Here is a 26,359-nt window from a genome sequence, read left to right as displayed (position 1 = left end):
CGACAAGCTGCTCTGGCCCACGGGCGTCGTGTGTTGGCAGGGCGGCGTGTTCATCGCGGCAGCGCCCGACATCTGGTATTTGCGCGACGAAGACGGCGACGGCGTCGCCGAGCGTCGCGAACGCGTGTTCACGGGCTTTGGCGTGCAAAACGAGCAAGGTACCGTCAACAACCTGGTCTGGGGACCGGACAATCGAATCTATGGCTCCGCTTCCACCAATGGTGGACGGATCGCGACGGCAGGGTCCGACGAACCCGAAGTGATGCTCGACGGACAGGATTTTCGCTTCGATCCCCGCACGCGCAAGTTCGAGGCGATCAGCGGGCGCGGCCAATTCGGCTGCGCCTTCGACGATTGGGGACGGCGGTTCGTCTGCACCGAGTCGAAGCCGCTGTATCACGTGGTGCTCGAACGGGCTTATTTGAAGCGCAACCCGTACCTGGCCGTTGGGGCGGTGCTCGAAGACCTCGCCCCGGGCGTGACCCCGGTGTTTCGGACGAGCCCCATCGAACCCTGGCGGGCCATTCGCACCGCCCGGCGGCTCGCCAAGGGCGAACGCCGCGCCGAATCGGCCGGAGCCAGTCACGAGGTCATCGACGCCGCGGCGGGGTTGACGATCTATCGCGGCGACGCGTATCCGGCCGAGTATCGCGGAAATTTCTTCGTCGGCTGTTCGCAGACCAACTTGATTCACAGGCGCACGATCGCACCGCGCGGAGTCACGTTCGCCTCGCAGCGGGCCGACGAACAGACCGAGTTCGTGCGCTCGACCGACACCTGGTTCCGGCCGGTCAACCTGGTTCACGCGCCGGATGGCACGCTGCTGGTGCTCGACATGTGCCGCGAAGTGATCGAGGCCATTCACATTCCGCTCGACGTCGTGGCCCAACTCGATCTGACGAGCGGGCGCGACCGGGGACGAATCTATCGCCTCGCCCCGGCGGATGCTTCACCGCGGCAGCAGCCGCCGCTCGGCCCAAAGTCGACGGTCGAGCTCGCGGCGCTGCTGCAGTCCACGAACGGTTGGACCCGTGACACGGCCAGCCGGTTGATCTACGAGCGCGGGGACCAGGCCGCCGTGCCACCCTTGCGGGAGCTGCTGCGATCGAGTGCGGCGCCCCTGGCGCGGTGGCATGCACTGCATGCACTCGCCGGTCTGGAAGCGCTGAACGACGACGATCTGTGCCGGGCGCTCGACGACGAAGTGCCTCAGTTGCGGGAAGCGGCGGTCGCATTGGCGGAGCCGCGCTTGACACATTCGACCGATCTGCTGTCGCGCGCGATCGCCTTGGCCGACGACACAGATGTCCGGGTGCGAATGCAGGTCGCCTGTTCCCTGGGCATGGTGAACGACCGGCAAGCCGTCGAAGCCTTGGCCCGAATCGCGAGATCGTCGGGCGACGACGCGTGGTTGCGAGCCGCGGTGCTGAGTTCGCTGGCTGATACGGCGGGCGATTTCCTGGCGGCGTATCTGACCCTTGGCGATTGGCCGCCTCAGGGATGGGCGGCCTATGTCGACCAAGCAGCTTTCTTTGTCGGCAGCCGCAACGACGCGGGCGCGGTTCATCACACCTTGACTACGCTCGCCGCGCTTGCCGCCGAGCGCCGCGAGGCGAGCGATGCCGCGTTGATCGCACTGGGTCGGGGACTCAAGCGTCATGGCCGGTCGCTGTCGGCGGCAGCAGGCGACGCGTCGAGCGAGGCACAGGAGTTTCTCGCGCGCCAGCTGGCCGCAGCGCGCGACACGGTAGCCAGTGAAGTTCGCTCGTTGGGCGAGCGGCGCAACGCCATGCAACTGCTTGCAGGCGACGACCGCGCGGCTGCGCGACCCTTGCTGGTTGCCTTGGTGTCGAACACCGCACCTGACGAGCTGCGACTAGCGGCCATCGAGACCCTGCTGGGCGATGCCGATCCTGAGGTCGCGGCGGCACTGATCTCTGCCTGGCCCAACGTGCCGCCCAACAACCAGGCGGCCATCGTCGCGACCCTGCTGTCGACACGACCCGGGATCGAGGCGCTGTTCGATGCGCTGGAGCGCGGCGAGTTGCCTTCGATCGTCCTCGGCGCAGCAGCGCGGACTGCCTTGGAGCATCATGCCGACGCCGCCTTGGCCGACCGGGCCCGACGACTGCTGGCCGCACAATTCGCTGGCCGCGAATCCGTGATCGCCGATTATCGGTCGTCGCTCGAGTTGGCTGGCGACGCGATGCGCGGCGAGACGATCTACCAGCGCGAATGCCAGGCCTGCCATCGGCTGGGAAATCGCGGGCATCAGGTGGGTCCGAACCTGGCGCTCACCCGCAATCGCACGCCCGAAGCACTGCTGGTTGCGATCCTCGACCCGAATCGCGACGTGCAGCCGCAATTTGTCCAACAAGTAGTCATCACCACCGACGGTCGCACGTACGCCGGCATCGTCGACGCCGACACGCCGACGAGCCTCACGCTACGGCGCGATCAAGGCCAACAAGAGTCGATCCTCAAGGCCGACGTCGAGCAGCTTTCGAGCACGGGCAAATCGCTGATGCCTGAGGGCTTCGAACGGACAGTCGACAAGCAATCGATGGCCGACTTGCTCGCATTCTTGCAGGCCGAGCTGTACGACATCGGCACCGAGCCTGGTTTGACGCCTCCCGCGGCGCCGGACGAGGGCGCAAACACCGGCGCGGGCATCACCGTCGAGGCGCGGCAACTCGTCGCGACCGCCCTGGGCACCGAATTGCTTGCACCGGGCGAGCCCCTGGCCGAGGCACGGGCCTTTCTCGAGCCGCGCGTGGCTCAATTGCCGCCCTTCGACTCGGCCGACGCATGGCGAACATATGCCGCGGACCTGCGCCAACGCGTCTTGCGCGAGATTGTCTTTCGCGGCCGCGCGGCCGAATGGCGCGATGCGGCCGCGAAGGTCGAGCTCCTGGACACACAACCGGGCAAGCTGCCGTACTCGGTCACGCGCCTGAGGTTCGAAGTGTTGCCCGGCATGTGGATCCCTGCCCTGCTGTATGCGCCGGCGCACATCTCCGCGCCTGTGCCCGCCGTGCTCAATCTGAACGGACACGAGTCCGAGGGCATGAACTGTGATTTCAAACAGGCGCGCTGCGTCAACCTGGCGCTGCGCGGCATGATCGCCTTGAATGTCGAGTGGTTCGGGATGGGGCAATTGCGCCAGCCAGGATTCACGCACAGCCGGCTCAATCAAGTCGACTTGTGCGGCTCATCGGGGTTTGCCCCGTTCTTTCTGGCCATGACCCGCGCACTCGATTTGCTCGAGCACCATCCCCAGGTCAACGCCGCGCAGATCGCCGTCACAGGGCTCTCCGGAGGCGGGCTGCAAACGGCCTTCCTCATGGGGCTGGACGAACGTGTCGCCGCCGCCGCGCCTGTGGCCGGATTCTGCAGCCAGCGCACGGCCCTGTGGTCGAACGATCTGGGCGACTCGGAACATGTGCCTTCGGATCTGGCTGCCCTTGCCGATTTCACGCACCTGGCGGCCCTGCGCTCGGGGCGATGGACGCTGCTGACCTACAACGCGGACGACGATTGCTGTTTTCGCCCAGCCCAGGTGCTGGCACCGGTGCGCGATGCCGCGCATGGCGTCTTCGCCCTGCTTGGCGCCGAGGACCATCTACGGACGCACGTCAACGTGGTTCCCGGCACGCACAATTATGAGCGCGAGAACCGCGAGGCGCTGTACGGCTTCCTCGCCCGTTCGTTCGGGCTGTCAGGTGCCGCGGCCGCGCCTGGCGAGATCGACGTGTCGGCCGAGATCCGGCCGAGCGAAGCGTTGAAAGTTTCCTTGCCGGAAGACAACGTCGATTTCAATCAACTCGCGGTACAACTTGCCCGCGACTTGCCCTGCCAGCAATCGGCGGTGCCTCCGGACCCCGGCTGGCAAACCGCGCAGTGCGAACAGTTGGTCCGCTTATTGCGCATCCCTAGCTACGATGCGCAGGCAACCATCGAGCTGGTCAACGACGCGGCCGAGTGTCGAGTCGTCATGCGCCGTCTGCGGCTCGCCGATGCGTGGACGCTGCCCGCCGTCGAGTTTGTGCCCAAGCACGCTGGCAACGCATCCGCCGTGCTCGTCATCGCTGATGCCGGCCGCGCAGCGCAGGCAGAGACGATCGGTGAATTCCTGAGCCAGGGCCGGCGCGTCCTGGCGATCGATCCCTTGTTCTGTGGCGAGTCGCAGATCGTCGGTTCCGATCCTGGCTACCTGTTCGCCTTGCTTGCCATGGGAGTCGGCGAGCGTCCGCTCGGCATCCAGGCCGCGCAACTCGTCGCCGTGGGGCGCTGGTATGCGGAGGCTACGGGGCGAAAATTGACCATTGCGGCCGACGGTCCTCGCACATGTGCCGCTGCGCTCGTAGCCGCGGCAGTCGAAACACGGGTATTCGACGGCCTGCGCCTGCACGGCGCCCTGGCTTCACTCAAACAGTTGATCGAACAGAATTCGCCGGTCGACGATCAGGTCGAGTTGTTCGCGTTTGGCTTGCTCGAGCAGTTCGACTTATCCACGATTGCCATGCTCGTGTACCCGCAAAGAATCACGTGGCTCGCTCCGGATGAACGGCTGCGCCGCGAGATGCAGCCGCTGGCCGACGCCTACCGAGCCGGACAAGTCGCCCATGATCCGTTTGCTCCCTAATCGCTGAATTCGCGTGGAGGCCGCACCCCCGATGTTGCATTACCTGCTGGCCGGTTTGTTCGTGGCGCTGATCTGCGTGTCGTTCGCGTCCGCGGACGAGCCCATCAACTACGACGAAAGCCGCGTGGCGCCGTACACGCTGCCCGACCCGCTGTTGTGCGAGGACGGCACCCGTGTCACCGATGCGCAGTCCTGGCGCATGCACCGCCGCCCGGAGCTCTTGCGATTGTTCGAGGAGCACGTCTATGGGCGCCTGCCCGGCCGTCCGCCTGGCGAGCGATTTGAGGTCATCCAGACCGACGAGCAAGCCCTCGGAGGCCTGGCCCTTCGCAAACGCATCGTGGCGCGGTTCGATCCGGCCACCGATCAGCCGCAATTGACGATCGAGTGCTACTTGCCTCGCGGGCAGACGGTGCCGGTGCCGGTGTTTGTTGGCATGCATCTGTTTGATCGCGATGCCGCGTATCCGGCGGCCGCCAAGGTGGTCTCCTCGAAGGAGCAGCCGGACAAAGACCGAGAGGCCGGGCTCGCGATGGCCGGTTTCCGAAACCTGCCCGGCTCCAAGATCATCGAGACGATTCTCGCGCGCGGCTACGGCGTCGCAACGCTGACGGCGGCCGATTTCGCCGCCGACGACAAAGAGCACTACGACAAAGGGGTGCTCGGCTGGTTCGAGCACGACCGCGCAAAGCGTCCGGCCGACATGGGCAAGGCGATCGCCGCCTGGGCCTGGGGATTGAGCCGGGCACAAGACTACTTCGAAACCGATCCGGCAATCGACGCGCGGCATACGATCGTCGTCGGCCACTCGCGGATGGGCAAGACAGCGCTTTGGGCGGGCGCGCAAGACGAGCGCTTTGCCATCGTGATCTCGAACAACTCGGGCTGCGGCGGAGCGGCACTCAGCCGGCGCGATTTCGGCGAGACCGTGGCCCGCATCAACCGCGTGTTCCCGCACTGGTTTTGCGACAACTATCGCCGTTACGACGGCAACGAAGCCGCTTGTCCGGTGGACCAGCACGAATTGATCGCGCTCTCTGCACCGCGGCCGGTCTACGTGGCCAGCGCCGAGGAGGACCCCTGGGCTGATCCGCGCGGCGAGTTTCTGGCCGTACAGGCTGCCGAGCCGGTCTATCGCCTGCTCGGAAAGACCGGTCTGGGGGCCAACGAGCTGCCGCCGGTCAATCAACCGATCGGCGGCGAGATGGGCTACCACATTCGCAGCGGTCAACACGCGCTGGCCGACTACGATTGGCTGCGGTACCTCGATTTCGCCGACCGTCATTTCGATCGGCGATCCCCCTGATTCGCCCCACTGATTACCGCCCTATTCACCTGCGCCGCCGCTGCCAACGCATCGAGAGGACGCCGGCCACGCCGAGGCCTGCCAGGACCAGGCTCGACGGCTCAGGCACTGCTTGGATGTTGCCCTCGAGGCGCAGGCCGCAGGGCGTGCAGTCCACGGCAAAGTTCGTGACCTCGAAGCGGAGCGCGTTGACGCCTGGCTGGAAGAAGCCCAACCCCAGGAAATCGGGAAGGCTGTTCCAGCTCGCGAATTCTTCGGTGGCAGCGCCAAGATTGGCCCAGACCTCGACGCCATTGACCAGAATGCGTTCCAGGCGATTGTCTGCGGCGTAGCGCAACTGCCGCATCGATGCCGTGGTCGGGTCAAAGCCGGTCAAATCGACCAAGGTGTCGAAGTTGTACGTCCCGGCAAGCACCGCATTGTCGTTATGCGTTTTATCGAACGGGATGATCCACCGAGAATCCGCCGACGCCGCATCCGACAGCCAAAGCACCGGATTGATCGTGTCGTCCGCCGCCACCGGCGTGACGCCGACGAAGCTCGCCTGCGAACCGGGGCCAAAAATCCACTGCCCGTCGGGCGCAAGGTTCGCGATCTTCAACGAAGTGACGTCGTCGATGCCCGTCGCCAGGTTTCTGACGACGGTGGCCCCGGCGTTCGACGCCGGAAGGGCAAGCAGGCTGCAAACGAGAATGCCAGACAGTACGGTGGAGTATCTCACGGTGATTCCTTGTGGGCAGCATGGCTGCCAGCACGGGCGCAACGCGAAGGCCCGGCGGCAGAGATGTTGAGGGGTGAAGGCTTAGAGAGAACAAGAACGAGGCGAGTGCCTTGTTGCCTTCACGAGCTTTCCCAGAAGGATCACCGGCCGATGGGCCAGCGAGTCACAATTCCATCCACTCGTTCGATTGTGGCTAGGGTCAACAAACGTGTCAACAAAAATGCGATGCCAGCACTACAACCGTTACCACCGGCACAATCGCGCGCTCGTGCGCACAACTGCTAGCACAACTCACTTCGCACCGACCGGTCAATGAACAACCCATCTCTCGAAAATGCGCGCACCGATTCGGCGAGCGATGAGTGGGATGTGGCCGTCCTTGGCGCCGGCGCAGCCGGACTGGTCGCTGCACTCCGCGCGGCCGAGCGCGGCCGGCGCACGATCTTGCTCGAGAAAAACAAGCGGCCTGGCATCAAGATCCTGATGTCGGGCGGCACGCGCTGCAACATCACGCAAGCCACGGACAATCGCGGAATCGTGCGGGCCTACGGCGCGTCGGGAAAATTCCTGCATTCCGCGCTCGCGGCGCTCAGCGTGCAGTCGACGATCGCTCTGTTCGAAGCCGAAGGCGTGAAAACCAAGGTCGAAACGACCGGCAAGGTCTTTCCAGATAGCGATCGTGCCGCCGACGTGCTGGGGGCCTTGCTCGACCGGCTGCGGCGCAGCGGCGCCGTGCTTGCGCTCGAGGAGCCGTGTCAATCGCTTGCCGCCGACGCGCATGGCTTCCTGCTCACCACGAGCCGCCGTACGCTGATCGCGACAAGTGTCGTGGTTACCACGGGAGGACGTTCCTATCCGGGGTCGGGGACGACCGGCGATGGATATCCCCTCGCCCGGGGATTTGGGCACACGATCGTCCCCACTTGCCCGGCGCTGGTTCCGCTGACCACTCGGCAGCCCTGGGTCGCGTCGCTGCGCGGCATTACCCTGCCCGACGTGTGGCTGCGGATACGCGAAGGCGATCGCACTTTGGCCGAACGGCGCAGCTCGCTGCTGTTCGCGCACTTCGGCCTGACGGGCCCTGCGGCGCTCGATGTCAGCCGGGTCGTTTCCAGGCATCCCCATCCGACGAGACTGGTTGCTGAAATCGACTTGCTTCCAGACCGCCGAGAAGATGTCTTGTCCGAAGAACTTCGCCTCCAGGCCGCTGCGGCCGGCAAGCGAACGGTGGGGGTGATCCTGGCGACGTGGATTCCGCACCGGCTTGCGGACGAAGTCCTGCGGATCGCTCAAATCCCCCCCGAACGCCGAGGGGCCGAGCTTGCCAAGCCAGAACGCGGTCGATTGGCTGCCACGCTCAAACGGCTGGTTGTGCCGCTCGAGGGCACGCTGGGCTTCAAGAAGGCCGAAGTCACGGCAGGCGGCGTGTCGCTCGATGAGGTCGATTCCAAGACGATGCAGAGCAAGTTGCAGCCAGGGCTCTATTTTGCCGGCGAAGTCCTCGACCTGGATGGCCCCATCGGCGGCTACAACTTCCAAGCGGCCTGGAGTACAGGGTGGCTGGCCGGCAGCCATGCTTAAGTTCGGGAGGGTGGCCCGATCGGGGTCGTCGCATGGAGTGGCAACTCACGAATCGGACCTCGTCCCCAGGCCCGGCTTGCTCCGGTGACCCCACCACCCACGGGGAAGAGGGATTTTTCCCGGTATGCCCAAGATTCCTAATTGCTTAGTCATCGGGTCGGGGGGGGGCGCTTGCCAAGCGGTCGGCCGACGCTGCCGGCATCGCACTACTCCGCAAACTTGCCTCGCAAAGATGCGCGACAAGCACACCCTTTTTGCCTTGAACCCCAAACAGCCCAACATCTCCCAACCACCATTGTCTCTGATTAAAATGGGTGGTCTGGAACGACTTTGCATGTCCGGACAGGCGATGTGCCGTCGGTTCCTCCGAGTAGTTCCCTCCGAGTCAGAAGCCCCGCCTATGGCTACGATCCCCAAGAAAACGCAGCAAACCCGCGACCGCAATAGCGAGGTCCTTGCCCGAGCCAAGGCCACGATTGCCGGCGGCGACAACAGCACGATGCGGGTTCTTTCGTATCACCTCCCCCTGATTGCCGACCGGGGCGAAGGCGCGCGGGTATGGGACATCGAAGGGCGCGAATACATCGACCTGAACATGGCCTACGGGCCCCTCTTGTTCGGGCACCGGCCGGAAAAAATCCTCGACGCCGTCAGTTTTCAAATCCACAAGAGCGGCAGTCAACTCGGTTTTCCGACGGAAATCAGCATCCGCACCGCAGAAAAGCTCAAAGCGCTGTTTCCGATGATGGAGCTGGTGCGGTTTTCCAGCACGGGCACCGAGGCCGTGGCCTCGGCGACGCGCTTGGCGCGGGCCCATACGGGCCGGAGCAAGATCATCGCCTTCGAAGGCCATTACCACGGCTGGAGTGATGCGGTCTTTCATCGCTACCATGCGCCTCTCGATCAACTCCCCGCCGATCGCATGGGCCCTGCCTTACCCGGCACCATCGGCATGAACGGCGCGCCGCACGATTTGATCACGGTCGAGTGGAACGACGCCGAACTGCTGGAACGTTGCTTGGCGCAGCACCGCGGACAGGTCGCGGCCGTCATCATGGAGCCGATCGCGGGCAACAGCGGCGTGCTCGAGGCGCAGCCTGGTTTTCTGGCCGAGGCGAAACGCCTGGCGCACGAAGACGGCGCCTTGTTGATCTTCGACGAGGTGATCACGGGGCTGCGCGTGGCCGCGGGGGGCGCACAACAACTCTACGGCGTGACGCCCGATATCACGATCGTTTCCAAGGCGCTTGGCGGCGGGTTTCCAGTGGCGGCGTTCGGGGCGTCGGCCGAAATCATGTCGCACATCGCTGCGGCGCGGATGTTTCACGGTGGCGTCTATTCAGGCAACGCGGCCGTCATGGCGGCCGCCGAAGCCATGCTCGACGAAATCACCGAACACGGCGAACAGATCTACGGTCACTTGCATGCCCAGGCCGATCGCCTGGCCGCGGGCCTGGGCGAGATCATGACGCGCCACAACGTACCCCACGTGATGCAGCACGTGGGCCCGATGTTGTCGCTGTTCTTGACCACGGGACGGCGCGAACCTTTGACGACGTATCGCGAGGTGCGCCAGCACGCGGACTTCGAGAAGTACATTGAGTTTCAGCACGCCTTGCAGCGCGCGGGGGTGTATTTCCACCCGAACCTGTTCGAGCCGATGTATCTTTCCACGGCCCACACGGCCGACGACCTGGACGAGGTCTTCGAGCGCGTCGAGGACGCTTGCCGATGTCTGTGGCCACGTTAGCCAGCGTGTTGTCGCCGGGGCCGATCCTCGCCGCCTGCGCCGCCTTCCGCGGATCGATCATCGATCTCGACGCAGGTCGCGTGGTAGGGCCGGCCGCGCTGGGCCGCGGTCGCGAACACCTGGCACGCGAGCTCACGCAATGCGGTGTGCAGCCCGGCGAGCGGATCGTGGTGGCCGTGGCGAACGGACCGGCGTTTTTTGCTGTGCTGGGAGCGGCGCTCGAAATCGGCGCTGCTCCGCTGTTGGTCCACGTCAAAACACCGGCCGTCGAACTGCGCCGGACGGCCCTGCGCTTTGGAGCGCCGTGGGTGCTGACCGACGAGGCGAGCGACACCGAACTCGACGACGCACAGCTACCCGCCCGGCAGCTTGCTGCAGACGGAACGTGGCACACGCGACTCGCGCGGGTGTCACCGCAAGATCCGGCATTCGAGCTGCGATTTCCCGCGCTGCCGGCCGTGCCGCTGCATCCGACCTCAGGTACGACGGGCGTGCCGAAGGTCGCCGTGCGGCCGGGCGCCTGTGCCATCGCCGAGGCAGCCCATTATGTCGAGACGATCGGCATCGGTCCGCACGACGTGATCCTGGCCACGACGCCGATGAGCCATGCCTACGCCTATGGCATGGGCGTGATGGTCCCGCTCATCAGCCATGCGAAAGTCGTCACCATGCGATCGTTCGACGCGGCCATCGCACGGCGAGCCCTGCTCGAGCAGGGCATCACGATCCTGCCGGCGGTCCCCGCCATGCTCGACGTGCTGACCTTCGGGGCTGGCAACAGCCTGCGAGGAACGGCGCGGTGCGTGCTCTCGGCAGGTGCGCCTTTGCCCGAGCGAACGGCGCGGCGATTCTTCGAGTGCGCCGGAGTGCACGTCCGGCCCCTTTATGGTACGACCGAGACCGGCGGCATCAGCGTCGGCACTGCCGATTTCGGCCTGGCGGGCGACGGTTACGTCGGACCCTCGATGCGGGGCGTCGATGCCGAGATTCGCGCGGCGGGCGCGATGAGTAACTCGCGCGAAGACATCGGCCGCGTCGCCATTCGCAGCTCCTCCATGATGGCCGGCTACCTGGCCTACGACGGGATCGATATGGCCGCGATCGCCGACGGTTGGTTCGTCACCGGCGACATCGGCATGCGTGACGAGCGCGGCGGCCTGCATCTGCATGGACGCGAGTCGGAGGTCATCAACGTCGGCGGCCTGAAGGTGATCCCCGTCGAAGTGGAAGAAGTGCTGGCGGCGCTGCCCGGCGTAATGGACGTGAAGGTCTACGCGGGACAGGACCGCAACGGACGCCAGTTCGTCAAAGCAGCATTGGTAACCGATCCGCAAGTCGACGAAGCTCGCGTGCGTGCCTACTGCGATGCCGAGCTGGTGTATTACAAACGTCCGCGGACCGTCGTGCTCACCGACCGGCTGCCCCGGACGCCCAGCGGCAAGATCATCGCGGCGCAACTTCCCTGACGCACGCCGCGCCTGTAACCGGACCACGATAGGCCATGGCCACTGCCCGCGCAACGCTGCCGCAACCGCTCCACCGCGAATTGCACATCACGGTGGGCGATTGGCGACTGGACTTCATCTCCGGCGGGCGTTTCGTCATCGACGGCGGCATCATGTTCGGCGTGGTCCCGCGCCGGCTCTGGGAAATGCTCGTCATGCCCGACGAGCAGAACCGGATCCCGTGCACGTGCAACTGCCTGCTGGCCCGCAACGGCCGGCGCACGATTCTGATCGACACGGGTTACGGTACCAAGCACGCGCCGCTCGATCGCAAGTTCTATAACCTCGAAGCCGAAGACCGGCTCGCGATCGAGTTGGCACGCGTCGGAGTGGCGCCCGACGAAATCGACACGGTCGTACTCAGCCACCTGCATTGGGACCACGCCGGCGGAACCACGCGCCGAGATGGCCAGCGCAGGCTGATGCCTGCCTTTCCCAGGGCCCGCCACGTCGTCGGCCGGCTGGAATGGCAAGATGCCCACAGCGGCGCGGACGAGCTGGCCGGATCTTATCCGCTCGAGCACATCGATCCCCTGACGCAAGCTGCGCAGCTCGACCTGGTCGACGACGGTCACAACATTGCGCCCGGCATCCACCTGCATCTCACGGGAGGTCACACGCGCGGCCACCTGGCGGTCACGATCGAATCGCGCGACGTTCAGGTCATGTACCTGGCCGACCTTTGCCCGTCGGCGTCACATCTGCGGCGGCTGTGGTCACTGGCCTACGACGTCTATCCGCTGGAAACGCGGCGCGAAAAGCCGCGCTGGCTAGGCCGGGCCGCAGATGGTCGCTGGATCGTCGTCTGGAGCCATGATCCGCGTTACGCGGCCAGTCGCATCACCCGCGATCCGCGCGGTGAATTCGCGATCGCCGAATCGTGGACAGCGCCTTGAGCTGGGTCGCGCCGCATACGATCGTCTCCAACGACTCTGCCGCGTGGTATGACACCCGTTTCTAAGCGTGGACCGCCACGCCGCCGTCGACCGTGAGCGTTTCGCCTTGCACCATGTCGCTCAGCGGGCTCGCCAGAAACAACACGCAGTTGGCCACGTCCTCGGCGGTCAGGTACCGGTCGCCGGTCATACTGCGGTGCGATCGTCCGGAGAACAACACGTCGGCATACGGAATCTTGCGAGTCGAGTCGGTCTCGACCAGCCCGGCCTTGACGACGTTGAAATTGATGCCGCGCCCGCCCAACTCCAATGCGAAGTGTCGGATCAGGCTTTCCAGGGCCGCCTTCGATCCTCCGATCAGGCCGTACATCGGCAACGCCATGTGCGAGCCGTGACTCGACAGCGCGATTACCTTGGCCCGGCCCGACGCTCGCTCCATCAAGCGCACGCCCTGCTGCACGAGGTGCATCAGGGCCATGACGTTAGTCTTCATCGCAGCTTCAAAGTTGCGCGACGTGGCGGCCAGCAGCGGGCGAAAGCCACCCGTCGCGGCATTGCTGAGTAGGATGTCGAGCTGGCCGAAGTTTGCGTCGATGAACTCCATCAACTCGGCCACGTCGTCTTGCTCGCTGACGTCGGCCTTGACGATCGCCGCGCGTCGGCCATAGCCGAGAATCTCGGCGGCCGTGTCGCGCGCAGCCGTTTCCGACGTGACATAGTTGACGATTACATCGGCCCCGGCCTCGGCCAGGCGCAAGGCACATGCCCGACCGATGCCGCGCGAGCCGCCGGTCACCAGGGCTACTTTTCCCGTCAAGTCGATCATCGTTGCTGTTTCCGATTTGCCAGGTTGGAAATTTCGAGATTTGCGTTGGGCGACCGATCGCTACACGGCGCGTTCGGCGACCAGCACCGTCTGGTATTGATCGACGTCGAAGACGACCGCGCCATCGGCGCCCCACAGCGTGAAGTCGAACCGGCTGTGCCGCTCGTCGCTACCGCGATAGTAGTAACGCAGCGTGCACGTCTCGCCAGGCACGGGCGCACGGCCGAATTGCAGCCGTGCAAAGCCGTGCGGCACTTCGAGCCGTCCGGCGAATTGAACGAAGACAAAGCTGCCGCAGGCGACGACGCACGCGTCGAGCACGCCCAGCGAGATCGTCCAGCCATGGCCACCCCGCGGCCCGCCCAGTTCTGCCATCTCGGGCGCGACGATCTGCCCCCAGCCGCCGTCGTATTGATAGTTGCACTGCCGCAGACAGCGAAATCGAGGCCCATGGTACATCAGGGCCACATCCGGGTATTGAAACGGCAGCCAGCCCAGTGCCGGCGCGCCGGCCGTGTCGCGTCGTGGCGCGGGCGCCTCGCTCCCGAGTTCGACCGTTCCCGAGCAGCAGGGGCGCGCGGGGTCAACCAGCTTCCCGGCACGATTGCGCACCTCGACGGTCAGCGCGGCGCGGCGCAGGTTGCCTTCGCCCTCGACCGCCACGTGCGCCGTCATCGGCCGATCTGGCTGGAACTTGATGCCTTGTACGATCTCCACATCGCGCACCGCCTGCACGAACCGCGCCGGCTCCGCCGCGCGCACGCCCTCGATCAGCGATTCAATGCCTACGACCCCGGGCAGAAACGGCGCATCGCGCAGGCGATGATCAATCAAAAACGGGTCTTGCGCCGGATCGAATTCGATGGCAAATCGCTGGGGCGCCTCCGGCGCCGGGGCGGGCGATGCGATCAGCGGCAAGGCGGCTGCCGGCGCACGATCATCGAACGAGGCCGTGGCATCCGCCGCGTCCTGCTTCCTCTCGCCGTAGAACGTGTCGGCAAAGAAGCCGTCGGTGATGACGACCTCGGGCGCCGGGCACGCCGCGAGCAGCTCGCGCTCGAGGTGCCAGACGCCTTCACGAACCGGAATGAACTGCATCTTGAACTGGTTGCGCGTGATTCCGGTACCGTCGCTGAGCGTGGCCATGCCGATCTCGTCCCAGGTCTGCCAGGCGATGCATGCCGTGTGGCAGTCGGGACGCTCGTGCCGGAACCACGCGGCGAGCTTGGCTTGCGCATCGTTGGCCGCGGCATAGTCGCTCAGGCCGTTGCCGCCCCAACGACCGCTGATCGAGCCGAAGCTGATGAAGTATTTCAATGGGTCCTGCCGCGTGAGCGACGCCAGCGCGAGCGTGCCGTCGAACTTTGGGCCGATCACCCGGGCCAGATGGCCGGGATTCTTCATTTCGAGCCGTGCACTCTTTGCCCACCCGGCCCCGTGGATGATGCCTGCGATCGGTCCGTCCTCACGGCGCACGTCGTCGAGCGTGCGAGCCAGGGCGTCCCAGTTGCCGACGTCGCAGGTGTGATACACCGCCTTGACACCGGCGCGCTCAAACTCGACCAGCGAGGCATGGATCTCGCGGTCGCGGCGCACACGCATCCAATCGTCTTCCGGCGATCGCCCCGCGGCCACGGCTTCGCCCACGATCTGCTGCTTGATCTGCTTGATTTGTTCGTCGGTAGCCTTGCGCCAGGGAGCGTCGTCGCGCGGCGCGGGGCTGGCGCCGATCAGGTGCAGCTTCAGTCCGTACTTCTGACCGAGGTGTCGGGCGGCCGCGGCCGTGATGCCCCGGGCCCCGCCAGTTACGACCCACGTGCCGCCGCGCGGCAATTCGACCGGCGCCGGCTCCACTTCTTCGGCCATGACCACGTCGACCACTCGTCGCTGGCCGTCGCGATAGGCAACCTCGACATCGCGCGAAGTGGAGTTGAGCTCGGTGATCAGGGCCCGCGCGAACTCTTCGTCGCCCGCGGCGGCCGGCAGATCGATAACCTTCAGACGCAACGGAGCGGGGCTCTTGCGTACGCCCTCGACGTGGACCGACTTGACCAACCCCGCCAGGGCGCCACTCTCCGGCGCCAGCTTGCCAGGTGACAGGCCGAAATCTCCGCCGAGATTCGTCACGGCGACCAGCCAAGAGTCATCGTCGCCCGAGAGCTGCCGCAGTGCCCGGACCCAGCGCTGGGCGACGAGGTAGGGCATCTCGATGCCGCGCAACCGGCGACGCCGGCACTCTTCGGCGTTGCCCAGCCGCATCGCCTCGCGGTCGCGCGACGTCATCAGGAACAGGTGCCGGGCCGGTTCTGCAGACCAGAGCTGATCGACCTTGGCCAGTAGCGCTTCGAGAGTGCCCTTGGTCGACAGCCGCTGGACGTGTGTCCCGCAGCGCCGCAACAGCTGCTCCAAGCGATCGGCGTCGGCATTGTCGCCGAGGATGCACGCCGTGCCCGCCAGATCGACCTTCTTGCGGCGCGTGCGCTCGGGGGCGTCGCGTAGCGTCAGCGTGCGGCGCTGGGCAACGCGCGGTTGCTGCGCCACTGGCGCGTCGGCGGTCGCTAGCGGAGTCGCGGTGCCTTTGCCGTAATAGCGTTCGAAATAGTCGCGATTGGTGATCAGCACCTCGGCGTCGGCTACCTCGGCGGTGAGCTCTCGCACGAAATGATCGAGCGCTGCCCGCTTGGGCATCCGTTCCGGAGCGTCGGACATCTGGAACATGGCCCGTGTCTCGGGCCGATAGGCCATGCCGACTTCGTCCCAGGGGTGCCAATGAAAGCAAAGCGTGCGGCAGTGGGGTTGGATCGAACGGTACCAGCTCGACAACTTGGCCAGCATGTCGCTCGCTGCGCTATAGTCGGTCTGCCCATTGCCGCCCAGGCGGCCGCTGATGGAGCCGAAGCTGACGAAGAACTCGACCGGATCGTCGCGGCAGAGATGCATCAGGTTGAAAGCCCCTGTCACCTTGGCGGCCAAGGTCGCTTCGACCACTGGTGGCGACTTGCGCTCGAAACGCGTCGATTGTTCGATGCCGGCGCCGTGCAGGATGCCGTGAATCGGGCCGTCCTGACTTCGAATGTCGTCCAAGACTTTCTTTAAGGCCTTCGCGTCGGCGACGTCGCAGGCGTGATAGGTATAGGCGACGCCGGCCCTCTCAAACTGCGCCAACTGTTGCTCGATCTCGATAGCTTTGTTCACCTCGTTCCAGGCTTCGGCCGGCTTACCGCCTGCGCGCTGCGCCTCGACCATCACTTGGGCCTTCACTTCCTTGAGCCCGGCTTCGTCGCGCTCGAGCCATTCGGCGGGCACGCTACGTCGGGCGCTTCGGCCGATCAGGTGCAGACGCAGCCCGTAGCGCTGGGCGAGTTCGCGGGCACACTCGGCGGTGATCCCGCGCGCCCCGCCGGTGACGACCCAGGTGCCCCGCGGCGCGAAGGTGTTGCTCGACGCTGAAATTGGCACCGGATGGGCATTTTGCAGATATCTCTGGCCACGGTTGAAGGCAACCTCGAAATCGATCTTGCGCCAGGCGAGTTCGCGGAGCATATTGTCGGCAAGCTGTTCGGCCGGCTCCTCGTGCGGAGCGTCGATCACTTTGACCAGCAGGTCCTTCAAGTTCCGCAGCACGTGGAACTCGATGCAGATCGCCTTGACCAGGCCCGCCAGCGCACCGCCCTCGGGCTCCTCGACCGATCCGGAAAAGCCGTAATCGCCGCCCAGCGCGGTCGTGGCCACGAGTGTGGCCCGGTCCAGACACTTGCGCTGCAGCGCATGCATCAGCCACCGCTGGGCGAGGTAATACGGGCCCAGCACGCGGGTCTGCAGGCGCTGCTCGAAGCCGGCCAGCGAGTCGAGCGGCACGGCTGGCAGGTCGCGTTCGCTGGTCAAGAACAAATGGGGGACCGGCCCCGCCTCGCACGCACGGTCGATCGCCAATTCGGCTGCGGCCCGGTCTTCGAGGCGGCGGATGCGATGGACCGTCGTACCCGACGCGGCGATTTCGGCCTGGAGACGGTCGGCAGTCGGGTTGTCTCCAACGATGAAGACGGCGCCGTGCCATTGCGGACGTTGCGGCGCATCGGCGGCAAATGGCTGCGGCAAGACTCTCATGGCAAAGCGCAGCGTCGCGTTCTCGCTCCCGTCGTCGGCCGCGTCATCGACCAAGGGGGCTGAGTTGCGCGGTCGCGACGGCGGCTCCGCACGCTTGGTCGAACTCGATGCGGCAGGCACACGTGGCGTCCGCGGCGTCGTTGCCGGGGCCGGCGGCGGCAGCAGGTCGCGGAGCGCAAAGTGCTCGAAATCGACCGGGGCGTCGAAGCTGTGCCCGGGCCCCTTGAGCCAGAGGTCGCCCGTGCCGACGTCGATCAAGACGCAGAACGCGTCGATGGCCTGCTCGGCCTCGAGCACGGCCACGCTACCGCCGGTGCTTACGGAATGGGTGCCGACGGCCGCGCGCAGCTGCATGGCACGGGTGCCGTTGTTCTGCCCGGCCGCATTGCCGACCTCTTCCAACACGCGCCGCAGCGTGAACGAGGAGACCTTACCTGCGGCCGGGTTCTCGATCGACAGCGTGCGTGGGTCGCGCACCACGGTTGCCTGGCGGCCGTTGTTAACAACGTGAGCCAGGGTTTGCGAACCGCCGTGGCCAATCGTATAGCTGCCAGACCTATCGGCCTGCGCCAGTTGTTCGACCGCCGCGTGCGCGTCCGGCGCGTTGGCCAGCGTGTCGCCGATCGTGCGCCACCAGCCGGTCGACTTCGAATTAGTCGGAGCGGCTGCGACCGACACACCGTGCGTGTTGAGTCCCATCAGCCCGCCGATGGTGCCCGGAATCGCGACGACCAGGTGCGGCTCGCCGAATGTCGGGCGGCGGACAAACACCGCTGGGCGGAGCACCTCGGCCAGACTGCCCGCCAGCGGCAACGACCAGGCGCCCAAGTGTGAGTGGCCCAACGCATCGGCAGCGAGGAACTGCACGCTTTCTCCGCCCAGATCGGCTGTCGCCCAGCGTTGATGGATCAGCACACTTGCCAGCGGCACTCCGGCTCCGTCCGCGATGCCTTGCAGTTCGTCGAGCGCTTCGTCGCCAAAATCCTGTGCCGATGCAGTGCCCGGCAACTCGGCGGCATCTGCCAGCCCGGCCAGGTCGGCATACCTCCGCAACGCCCGCCTGATGTCGGCACGCAACCGCTCGCCATGTTGACGCCCCATTTCGTAGGGAGTGCCCACTAGTTCGACTAGAACATTCGCCGATCGATCTTCCGCGGCATGTCCTGCGACCGGCGCGGCAGCATTTGCGCCGGCAGGGGCGTCCTCGACGGGCTGACCGTTCGTGGCGATATGACCATTCTGAGCCGCCGCGACGGCACGAGGCGTAAGGTCGACGGCATAGGACGGCGTTGCGGCACCACCTTTGCGCGGCACCGTCTTCAGGAAGTCGAGCACGTGTCGCAAGGTCGGGAACATGTCGAGCGTCAGTTCTTCGGTCGGAACGACGTCGAAATACTCCTGCAGCTCACCGAACAACTGGGCTTTCTTGATGCTGTCGATGCCCAGGTCGGCTTCCAAGTCGGCGTCGAGCTCGACCACTTCAGGCGGATAACCCGTTTGCTCGACCACGAAGTTGATGAGGAACTGTTCAAGCTCCGCGACGTCGCCAACCGGAGGCACGGCGACGGCCATTGCCTCGCCGACCGGCATCGCGATCTGGCCTCTGTCATCCTTCTCGGCGGCGACATACGTCTCGAGCGGCATGTCTTGTCCAGGCGACCAGTTCCCCTTGGTCGGCACGCTCCTCAAGAAGTCGAGCACGTGGCGCAAGGTCGGGAACATATCGAGCGTCAGTTCTTCGGTCGGAACGACGTCGAAATACTCCTGCAGCTCACCGAACAACTGGGCTTTCTTGATGCTGTCGATGCCCAGGTCGGCTTCCAAGTCGGCGTCGAGCTCGACCACTTCCGGCGGATAGCCCGTCTGCTCGACCACGAAGTTGATCAGGAACCGTTCCAGATCGGCTGCCGAGGAGGGCCCCACTGTCGGCGATGGCGCCGCGGCTTCGATCACGCCGTCGGCAGGCAATTCCACCATCGTGGCCGTCGCCTCCGGCGCGGTCTCGCCGGTGCCCGGCAGATTGCCCTTGATGGGCACGTTCTTGAGGAAGTCGAGCACGTGGCGCAAGGTCGGGAACATATCGAGCGTCAGTTCTTCGGTCGGCACGACGTCGAAATACTCTTGCAGCTCGCCGAACAACTGGGCCTTCTTGATGCTGTCGATGCCCAGGTCGGCTTCCAAGTCGGCGTCGAGCTCGACTACTTCCGGCGGATAGCCCGTCTGCTCGACCACGAAATTGATCAAGAACCGTTCGAGATTTACGCCAGGAGCCGAAACCGCCGAAGTCTGCGCGGCAACCACCGACGCCGGCGCAGGATTCGGCAACTCGGCAAGATCGGGCGTCGAGGCAACGGCGGTGTCACCGGTCGCAGGCAAGTTGCCTTTGATGGGCACGGTCTTGAGGAAATCAAGCACGTGCCGTAGCGTCGGGAACATGTCAAGCGTCAGTTCTTCGGTTGGAACGACGTCGAAATACTCCTGCAGCTCGCCGAACAACTGAGCCTTCTTGATGCTGTCGATACCCAGGTCGGCCTCCAGGTCGGCGTCGAGCTCGACCACCTCCGGCGGATAGCCGGTTTGATCCACGACAAAGTTGATCAGGAAGCGTTCCAGATCGACGCCCGGGCGAGCTGGTGCCGGGGCAGATACCGGTTTCACCGCGGCGAGCTTCGACTCTGTGGGCGCGGCGACGGCACGCGGTGCCTGAGCGACCGGTGGCGCGGCCGGCTGCGGCCGCTCGGGCTGAGCGGACGCTGGCCGAGCGGCCACAGTTGTCGGTGCAGAATCTCGTGGAGCGGCCACAGCGCTTGGACGCTTGCCGGTCTGGGCGGCCTGGCGCATCCGATCGCGGCGGCGCTTAGTCGCATCGAACGTCAGCAGCTCGTGGCGCACTGTGCCGCGCGCGGTGACCGTAGCCGCTGGCGCCCGAGTCTCGGCGTCGAAGACGCCGAGCACTTCCAGGCACGCCTGCACCTGGATCAACGATTCCATGCCGGGGCGTTTGGGCTGATCCGACGCAATCGTCGTCACCGCTGGGTCCTCGACAATCCGGCGATTCAGATTGGTCAACACCTGCTGCGGCCCGACCTCGACCAACACGCAAGGCTTGTCGGCCGTCACATTGCGAATCAGGTCGACGTACAACACCGGCGACGTGAGATGCTCGACCAGGCTGCGGCGAACGTCGGTCACCTCGGTCACGGGCCGGCCATCTAGGATGCTCCACAAGGCCGCGCGAGCCGGACGAATCTCGGCCGTCTCGAGCGCGCGCTCGAGTGGACCGGTGGTCGCCTTCATCAACGGCGTGTGAAAGGGCGCGGGCACCGCGAGGATTTTGGCGGCTATGCCGCGGGCCTTGAGAATCGTTTGCAATCGCTCCAATTCACCAGGTGCGCCGCCGACGACCGTCTGCTGCGGCGCGTTGTGATTGGCGAGGTAGACGGTGACCTTTTCGACCGCTGCGATTTCGAGAACCTGCTCCTTCGCCGCGCCGGCGGCCAACAACCCCCCAACAACTCGGCTGGTCGCGATGCCATCGCAGCGCGCACGGGTAAGCTGCATGGCCGTTTCGAAGTCGATGGAGCCGGCAGCACACAGCGCCGAGTAGACGCCAAAACTGTGTCCCAGCACAGCATCCGGTTCGACCCCCAGAGCACGCAGCCCGGCGCTGGTCACATGATTCGCCACGAGCATCGAGAGCTGCGTCAGCCACGCGCTGCTTCCCAGACCAGCACCTTCGCCCCAAGCGAACAGTGCGAACGGTTGGTAGCCATAGCGCGCGATCGCGGCCTCGGCCTCGGCCAGCGCTTGCGCGGCCGCCGTGCTTTGTTCAACGAGGGCCCGCACCATGTCAGGGTATTGCGATCCTTGACCGGGAAAGCAAAACACCACGCGTGGGCGTGGTTCGGCTCGCTGTCCAAGAAAGATGCCCTGCTGTCGCAACACGGCGTGCGCCGCGGGGTTCGCGCCTTGTTGCGCAGCGGAGCGCAACCGTTCGCGCAACGCTTCGCGGTCGCGCGCCACGATCGCGGCGCGGAACCGATCCTGCGGCGCAAAAGCCGCGGACGAGCTGCCGAAGGGATCGTCAGCGCCGCCGGCAAGCGTGCGCACGCGCGCGAGCAGATCGGCTTCGGTGGATGCTCCTAATCTAAAAACCTGCCAAGAGTCGCCTGTCGCTGCAGTCATCGATGGAAGATCGTTCAAGCGGGGTACGGGGGTAACGGGTGTCGTGGCGGCCTGCGGCTGGCGCACCGCTCGTGAAGCGTTGTTCGCGGGGTTCTGCTCGCAGCCGTGCTCAAGCAGAGCGACGTAGGTCAGCCCGCGCGAACGCGAAGCGACCGCAGCCAGGCACGGCGCATCCATCGACGGCAGCGGCGTCGGCTCACTGGCGACGACGAACGGCCGCGATCCGCCTTCGATCGCCAGCGGCTGTTGCAGGCCGAACGTGCCCGGCACACGGCCATGCTCCATTTCCAGACTGGCCTTGATCAGCGAGGCCATCCCGGCCGCGGCTTCGGTGTGTCCGATCTGGGCGACGACTGTGCTCAGGATGGCCGGCTGGCCGCCGCGCGGCGCGTTCCAACTCGCCAGCTCCGTCAATTGTCGCCGGGCATCTTCGGCGGCGATGCTCCCGTCGATCTCGACCAGATCGATCGGAGCCTGTTCGAGCGATGCGGCCTGTGCGGCTCGCTGGGCCGCGGCGAGCATCGCCTGATGTGCCTGAGGATCGTGAGCACCGCCAACACCGCGCACGATCGCCAAGACGCGATCTCCATCGCGGCGCGCCTCCGACAGACGTTTGAGCAGGAACACGCCAACCCCTTCGCCGGGCACATAGCCGCGCACTCCGGCATCCAGGGGGCATGCCGGGTCGCCGTCGACGGCCAAAAAGCCATTGATGGCCAGGGCCTCGTACTCGGGCAGCCCCAGACGCCGCTGGCCGGCGGCGCAAAGCATCATGTCGACATCGCCCGCCAGCAAGGCGTCGACACTGATCGACAGCGCCGCGAGCGACGAGCCGTGACCGCTGTCGATGGCCACGGCTCCGCCCATCAGATTCCAGGTCTTCGCCGTTCGCGAAGCGAGACTGCTGGTGCTGAAGCTGCCGGTCTCGTCAATCAGCGCCGGCCAATGTTTGAGCAGCACCTTGCCGAATTGTTCCTGCACCTGGGCGATGCCGGCGGCCGGGAATTGCCGCCGGGCAAGCAGCTCTTCGAGGAGCACCTTCATTTCCGGCAGACGCAGCCCCATCTGCAGCTGGAAGGCAAAATCGCCGCCGAATTCGGTGCCCACAACCACGCCCACGCGAGTTCGGTCGAAGGGCCGTTTGTCGTAGCCCGCCTGCTTGAGCGCCTGGTCCGAGGCCTCGAGCAGCATGAACTGCAAAGGATCCGCTTGCGCCACCTGCTTCGGCGGAATCTTGTGCGTCTGCCAGTCGTATTCGAAGTCGGTAACGAAGCCACCGCGCTTGGTCGGGCTGTGGAAAGCTCGCGCCTCGCCGGGCGAATACGCCAGATCGGCCCGCCAACGCTCGGCCGGCACGTCGCACTTTGGGTCGCGGCCGCTTTCCAGGAGCTGCCAAAAATTCGGTACATCCTGCGCGCCCGGCAACACGCAGCCCATGCCGATCACCGCGACCGCCTTGGCTTCGGCTTCGTGCGTCGAGCCGTTCGCGGCCGCACGCTGCGGCGCGATGAGCCGCCGCGAGGCATCGTTGAACTCCTCGATCACCACGTGCATGTTCAGCCCGCCGATCCCGAACGCATTGACGCCTGCCCGGCGCGGACGGCCGTCGGCATGCGGCTGCCAGACCTCGGGCTTGAGCGGCACGTAAACGGGCACCCGGTCCCAGTCAATCTTCGGATTGAGCGCGGCGACGTTGGCCGCCGGCGGAATCGTGTTCTTGGTCAGCGCGAGCACCGTCTTGATGACGCCAGCAATGCCCGCTGTTTCGAGCGTATGGCCGACGTTGGCCTTGACGCTCGTAATGGGCACCTTCTTACCGGGCGGAAGCTTGTCGTTGAGCACTTCGGCGAGCGTGTTCAGCTCCGTGGCATCGCCCAGTTGCGTCGCCGTGGCATGTGCTTCGACGTAGTCCAGGTCGCCAAGATCCAGGCCCTCGCGATAGGCCCGCTGCATGGCCAGAACCTGCCCTTCCTTGCGCGGCGCCCACAAGCTCTTGCCTTTGCCGTCGCTGGAAACTCCCAACCCGCGGACCACTGCGCGAATCGGATCGCCATCGGCCAGCGCGCGTTCGAGCGTTTTCATGACCAGGGCGACGTATCCTTCGCCCACGATCAGGCCATCGGCATCAGCGTCAAAGGGGCGCGAGCCCTTGGAGCTCATCGCGCGCGCATGGGCGAACAACACGAGCGAATCGCCTTTGCAGTCCGAGGCGCCGCCGACCATCGCCATGTCGACGTGTCCGAACTGCAAGGCGCGTGCCCCGACGAGCATCGCTTGCAACGACGAGGCGCAGGCCGAGTTCAGCGCCAGGAACGGCCCCGTAAGGCCAAAGGCCTTGGAAATGGTCCCCGCCACCAGGCTACAGGCGACGTCCGGCGAGTCGGCCGCCCGGACCGGCAGGGGCGCGCGAATCCTCGCGGTCATCTCGGCGATGAGCTTGTCGAGTTCGGCGCGGGGCATATTGCCCAGCTCGGCCACCTCGCGCAACATCTCGGCCGCTTCTTGCGCATACGTCGCGTAGGTGTAATCGCCGCCTAAGGTGCTGCCTTGGGCGTGGCCGATATAGACGCCCGTGTTCCGCTGTGGCACGTTGAACGGGTCCAGGCCCGCGTCGCGCAGCGCTGCCGCCGCGACGTCGCACATCAGCAGATGGGCCTGGTCAACGCTGGCCTCGAGCTGCGGCGAAATCGGACACCGGCGGCGGTCGAAATCGCGGTTATTGATGATCCCGCCCAGCTTGGAATAGCTTTTGCCGAGCGTGCCGACCTTCGGATCGTAATACAGCTCCTGGTTCAAGCGATCCGGGGGCAGCTCGACGATGGCCGATCGTCCCTCGACCACCAATTTCCAAAACTCGTCGAGATTATCGGCGCCCGGCAATCGGCAGCCCATGCCGATGATGGCCAGCGGAATACTTGCAGGACTCTTCATGTTGCTCTCAGTCGATGAAACCGCACTCTCAATGCCACGTCGTGCTCAAGGCCAGACCTTCCAAGCAAGAAGATCACGTGGCCTCGGCGCCGACCTGCGTGTCGAACCAACTTTCGAGCGCCGCGAGGGCCTGACCGCCCTCCGGTCGCTCACATTCAGTCAGCAATTGGCCGCTGGCTAGCGCCGCGGACCAACTCGTCTCGGCGCGGGCCAGCCGCGCCAAGGTCTGAGCATGGCAATACGCCGTGGCTGGCGCCGCCTCGCACAATCCGGCCGTCCAGCCGACGGCGCCTTCGTCGGCCAGTGCCAGCGTCCACTCGCCGCCGCCAGGACCGCTGACGCGCAGATTGACCAGCATCTCGCCGGCGCCGCCGCATGGCGCGGTCTGGGAAAGCCATTGCTCGGCGTCGAAGGCCAGCGAAAGCTGCCGGTGCTTCGGCGCGGCGAAGTTCTGTTCGATGGCATATCCCGCGATCCGCAGCATGCGCTCGTAATCCATGCGGGGGCACGGCAAGTGCGGCAACACCTGGTTGGCGAACGTACAGTCGAACACCGGATCGTCGCGCCAATGCGAGCGATAGATCTGCATGTGGTGATGAAACATCCGCTCGCAGGTGGCCAGATCCTGTTCCGTGGCCCGGGTGGCGGTGCGGCGTTTGGAATACTTGCGAATCGAGTCCTGAATCACCCGTTGCATCTCGCGCACAGTCACCGGCGCCGGCGAGGCGAGGTGATACGTCTGGCCGTGACATTCAGGCCGCAAATAGATCGAAACCAGGCCCGCGGCGACCCAATCGACCGGTACAAAATTCTTGCCTTCGTCGCCACGCAAGCCGAGCTGAGCAAAGAACCGCTCGCCCATTTCCTCCGGCGGGATGCGACCCGCCATCGTGTAGGCCAACTGCAAGGGCAGGTAGAAGCCATGATAGGACGTTGTGAAGCCGTCGCGCGCATCGCCGACAATGCTGGCCGGCCGGTAGAACGTGGTTTGCCGCAGCCATTTCGCCCCGCGGACCAGCTTCTCGCCGTCCAGCTTGCTTTGCTCGTAGACGTTGCCCAGGTCTTGCCCCAAATCGAGCTCGGTCTCCAGCACGCGACCGGTGCGCAATCCGCACAGATAGGCGGTCGAGACGTGATGAAACTCGCCGATACCCGTGCGGCGACATAGTTCGAGCACGTGCCGCGTACCGTCGACGTTCGTTCGACGCGGCTCGCCGTCGTCCTGTTCTTTGAACACCATGCTGGCCGCGCTATGCAGCAGCGCGCCGCAGTTCTCGGCAATCCAACGCTCGTCGGCGGGCGCCAGGCCCAGGTCCGCCCGTCGCAGGTCGCCGGCCAGCACGACGGGCCGCGGCAGCGGGCGGCCCAGCCGCGCTTCCCAGTCTTGCATGAGCAGCTCGACGCGCTGCCGGGCCGTGGCCAGTTTGCCCGGCCGAACCACCACCGCCACGCGCCGGTCGGCGTCGCTCAAGTGGCGCAGAACATACCGGCCGAGCAGTCCCGTGGACCCGGTAAGCAACAAATACGACATCAACAACGATCCTCTTACGATGGCATCACGCCGATTCGGCCCACCGCCCCCATCGGGCCGACGGTCCCTCACTCCGCTATGCGTTCGGCACACGCAAGCGCGTGCTGCATGTCGATCTGGCCAAGCCCCCGGGGCACCGGCGCGGTACCAGGGCTCGCGGCGGCAGGCTCGATTCATGAGGACTTCTGGAACCTCAAGCGCGCGGAAGCGTAGAGGTCTATTCTGGACAGGAACGGTACACGAATAAAGCAGCGAACTGCGTGCCGCGTTGCGTATATACTGGAGAGCGGTATACAGGGCGCACGCGGTCGCAACCGCCGTGGTCGCTCGTCAATCGCCGTGCACGCAGGCACGCCTCAATAACCCTCGAAAGAC

Annotated in this window: 10 protein-coding genes; 6 read left to right on the top strand and 4 right to left on the bottom strand. The window is 65.6% G+C overall.

All coding sequences use genetic code 11. The features are described from left to right. Both K1X74_17180 and K1X74_17175 read left to right on the top strand, forming a co-directional pair. Positions 1 to 4,645 (top strand): c-type cytochrome (locus K1X74_17180; GenBank protein MBX7168072.1); only part of this gene is annotated, 4,645 nt, incomplete at its 5' end. Between the two features lie 31 nt (positions 4,646 to 4,676). Continuing rightward, positions 4,677 to 5,951, top strand: a complete 1,275-nt coding sequence (locus K1X74_17175; protein ID MBX7168071.1) for an acetylxylan esterase — start codon at positions 4,677 to 4,679, stop codon at positions 5,949 to 5,951. Positions 5,952 to 5,976: 25 nt separating this feature from the next. Here the strand turns inward: K1X74_17175 and K1X74_17170 are convergent, their stop codons facing one another. Continuing rightward, entirely contained in the window at positions 5,977 to 6,672 is a 696-nt protein-coding gene (locus tag K1X74_17170) for a PEP-CTERM sorting domain-containing protein (protein MBX7168070.1), read from the bottom strand. 312 nt (positions 6,673 to 6,984) lie between these two features. Between K1X74_17170 and K1X74_17165 the strand changes: the two genes are divergently transcribed. The 4 genes from K1X74_17165 to K1X74_17150 all read left to right on the top strand — a co-directional run bounded on the left by K1X74_17165 (position 6,985) and on the right by K1X74_17150 (position 12,404). Then, entirely contained in the window at positions 6,985 to 8,253 is a 1,269-nt protein-coding gene (locus K1X74_17165) for an NAD(P)/FAD-dependent oxidoreductase (GenBank protein MBX7168069.1), read from the top strand. A gap of 400 nt (positions 8,254 to 8,653) precedes the next feature. Beyond that, positions 8,654 to 10,003 carry an aspartate aminotransferase family protein gene (locus K1X74_17160; GenBank protein ID MBX7168068.1) on the top strand — a complete coding sequence of 450 codons (1,350 nt, stop codon included), beginning with the start codon at positions 8,654 to 8,656 and terminating at the stop codon, positions 10,001 to 10,003. Further along, a complete protein-coding gene (locus K1X74_17155) occupies positions 9,985 to 11,469 on the top strand; it encodes an acyl--CoA ligase (GenBank protein MBX7168067.1) in 1,485 nt (494 codons plus the stop codon). Before K1X74_17160 ends, K1X74_17155 begins: the two co-directional genes overlap by 19 nt. Before the next feature lie 35 nt (positions 11,470 to 11,504). Continuing rightward, positions 11,505 to 12,404, top strand: a complete 900-nt coding sequence (locus tag K1X74_17150; protein ID MBX7168066.1) for an MBL fold metallo-hydrolase — start codon at positions 11,505 to 11,507, stop codon at positions 12,402 to 12,404. Between the two features lie 61 nt (positions 12,405 to 12,465). Here the strand turns inward: K1X74_17150 and K1X74_17145 are convergent, their stop codons facing one another. From K1X74_17145 to K1X74_17135, 3 genes are all read right to left on the bottom strand, one after another. After that, positions 12,466 to 13,230 carry an SDR family oxidoreductase gene (locus tag K1X74_17145; protein MBX7168065.1) on the bottom strand — a complete coding sequence of 255 codons (765 nt, stop codon included), beginning with the start codon at positions 13,228 to 13,230 and terminating at the stop codon, positions 12,466 to 12,468. Positions 13,231 to 13,290: 60 nt separating this feature from the next. Then, on the bottom strand, positions 13,291 to 24,453 hold the full coding sequence (locus tag K1X74_17140) for an SDR family NAD(P)-dependent oxidoreductase (GenBank protein MBX7168064.1): 11,163 nt from the start codon (positions 24,451 to 24,453) through the stop codon (positions 13,291 to 13,293). A 73-nt stretch (positions 24,454 to 24,526) separates the two neighbouring features. After that, entirely contained in the window at positions 24,527 to 25,984 is a 1,458-nt protein-coding gene (locus tag K1X74_17135; protein ID MBX7168063.1) for an SDR family oxidoreductase, read from the bottom strand. Positions 25,985 to 26,359: the final 375 nt, after the last annotated feature.

Source organism: Pirellulales bacterium, assembly GCA_019694435.1.
Lineage (GTDB): Bacteria > Planctomycetota > Planctomycetia > Pirellulales > JAEUIK01 > JAIBBZ01.
The sequence above is the reverse complement of the archived record's forward strand: the minus strand, read 5'-3'. Positions and strand labels throughout refer to the sequence as shown.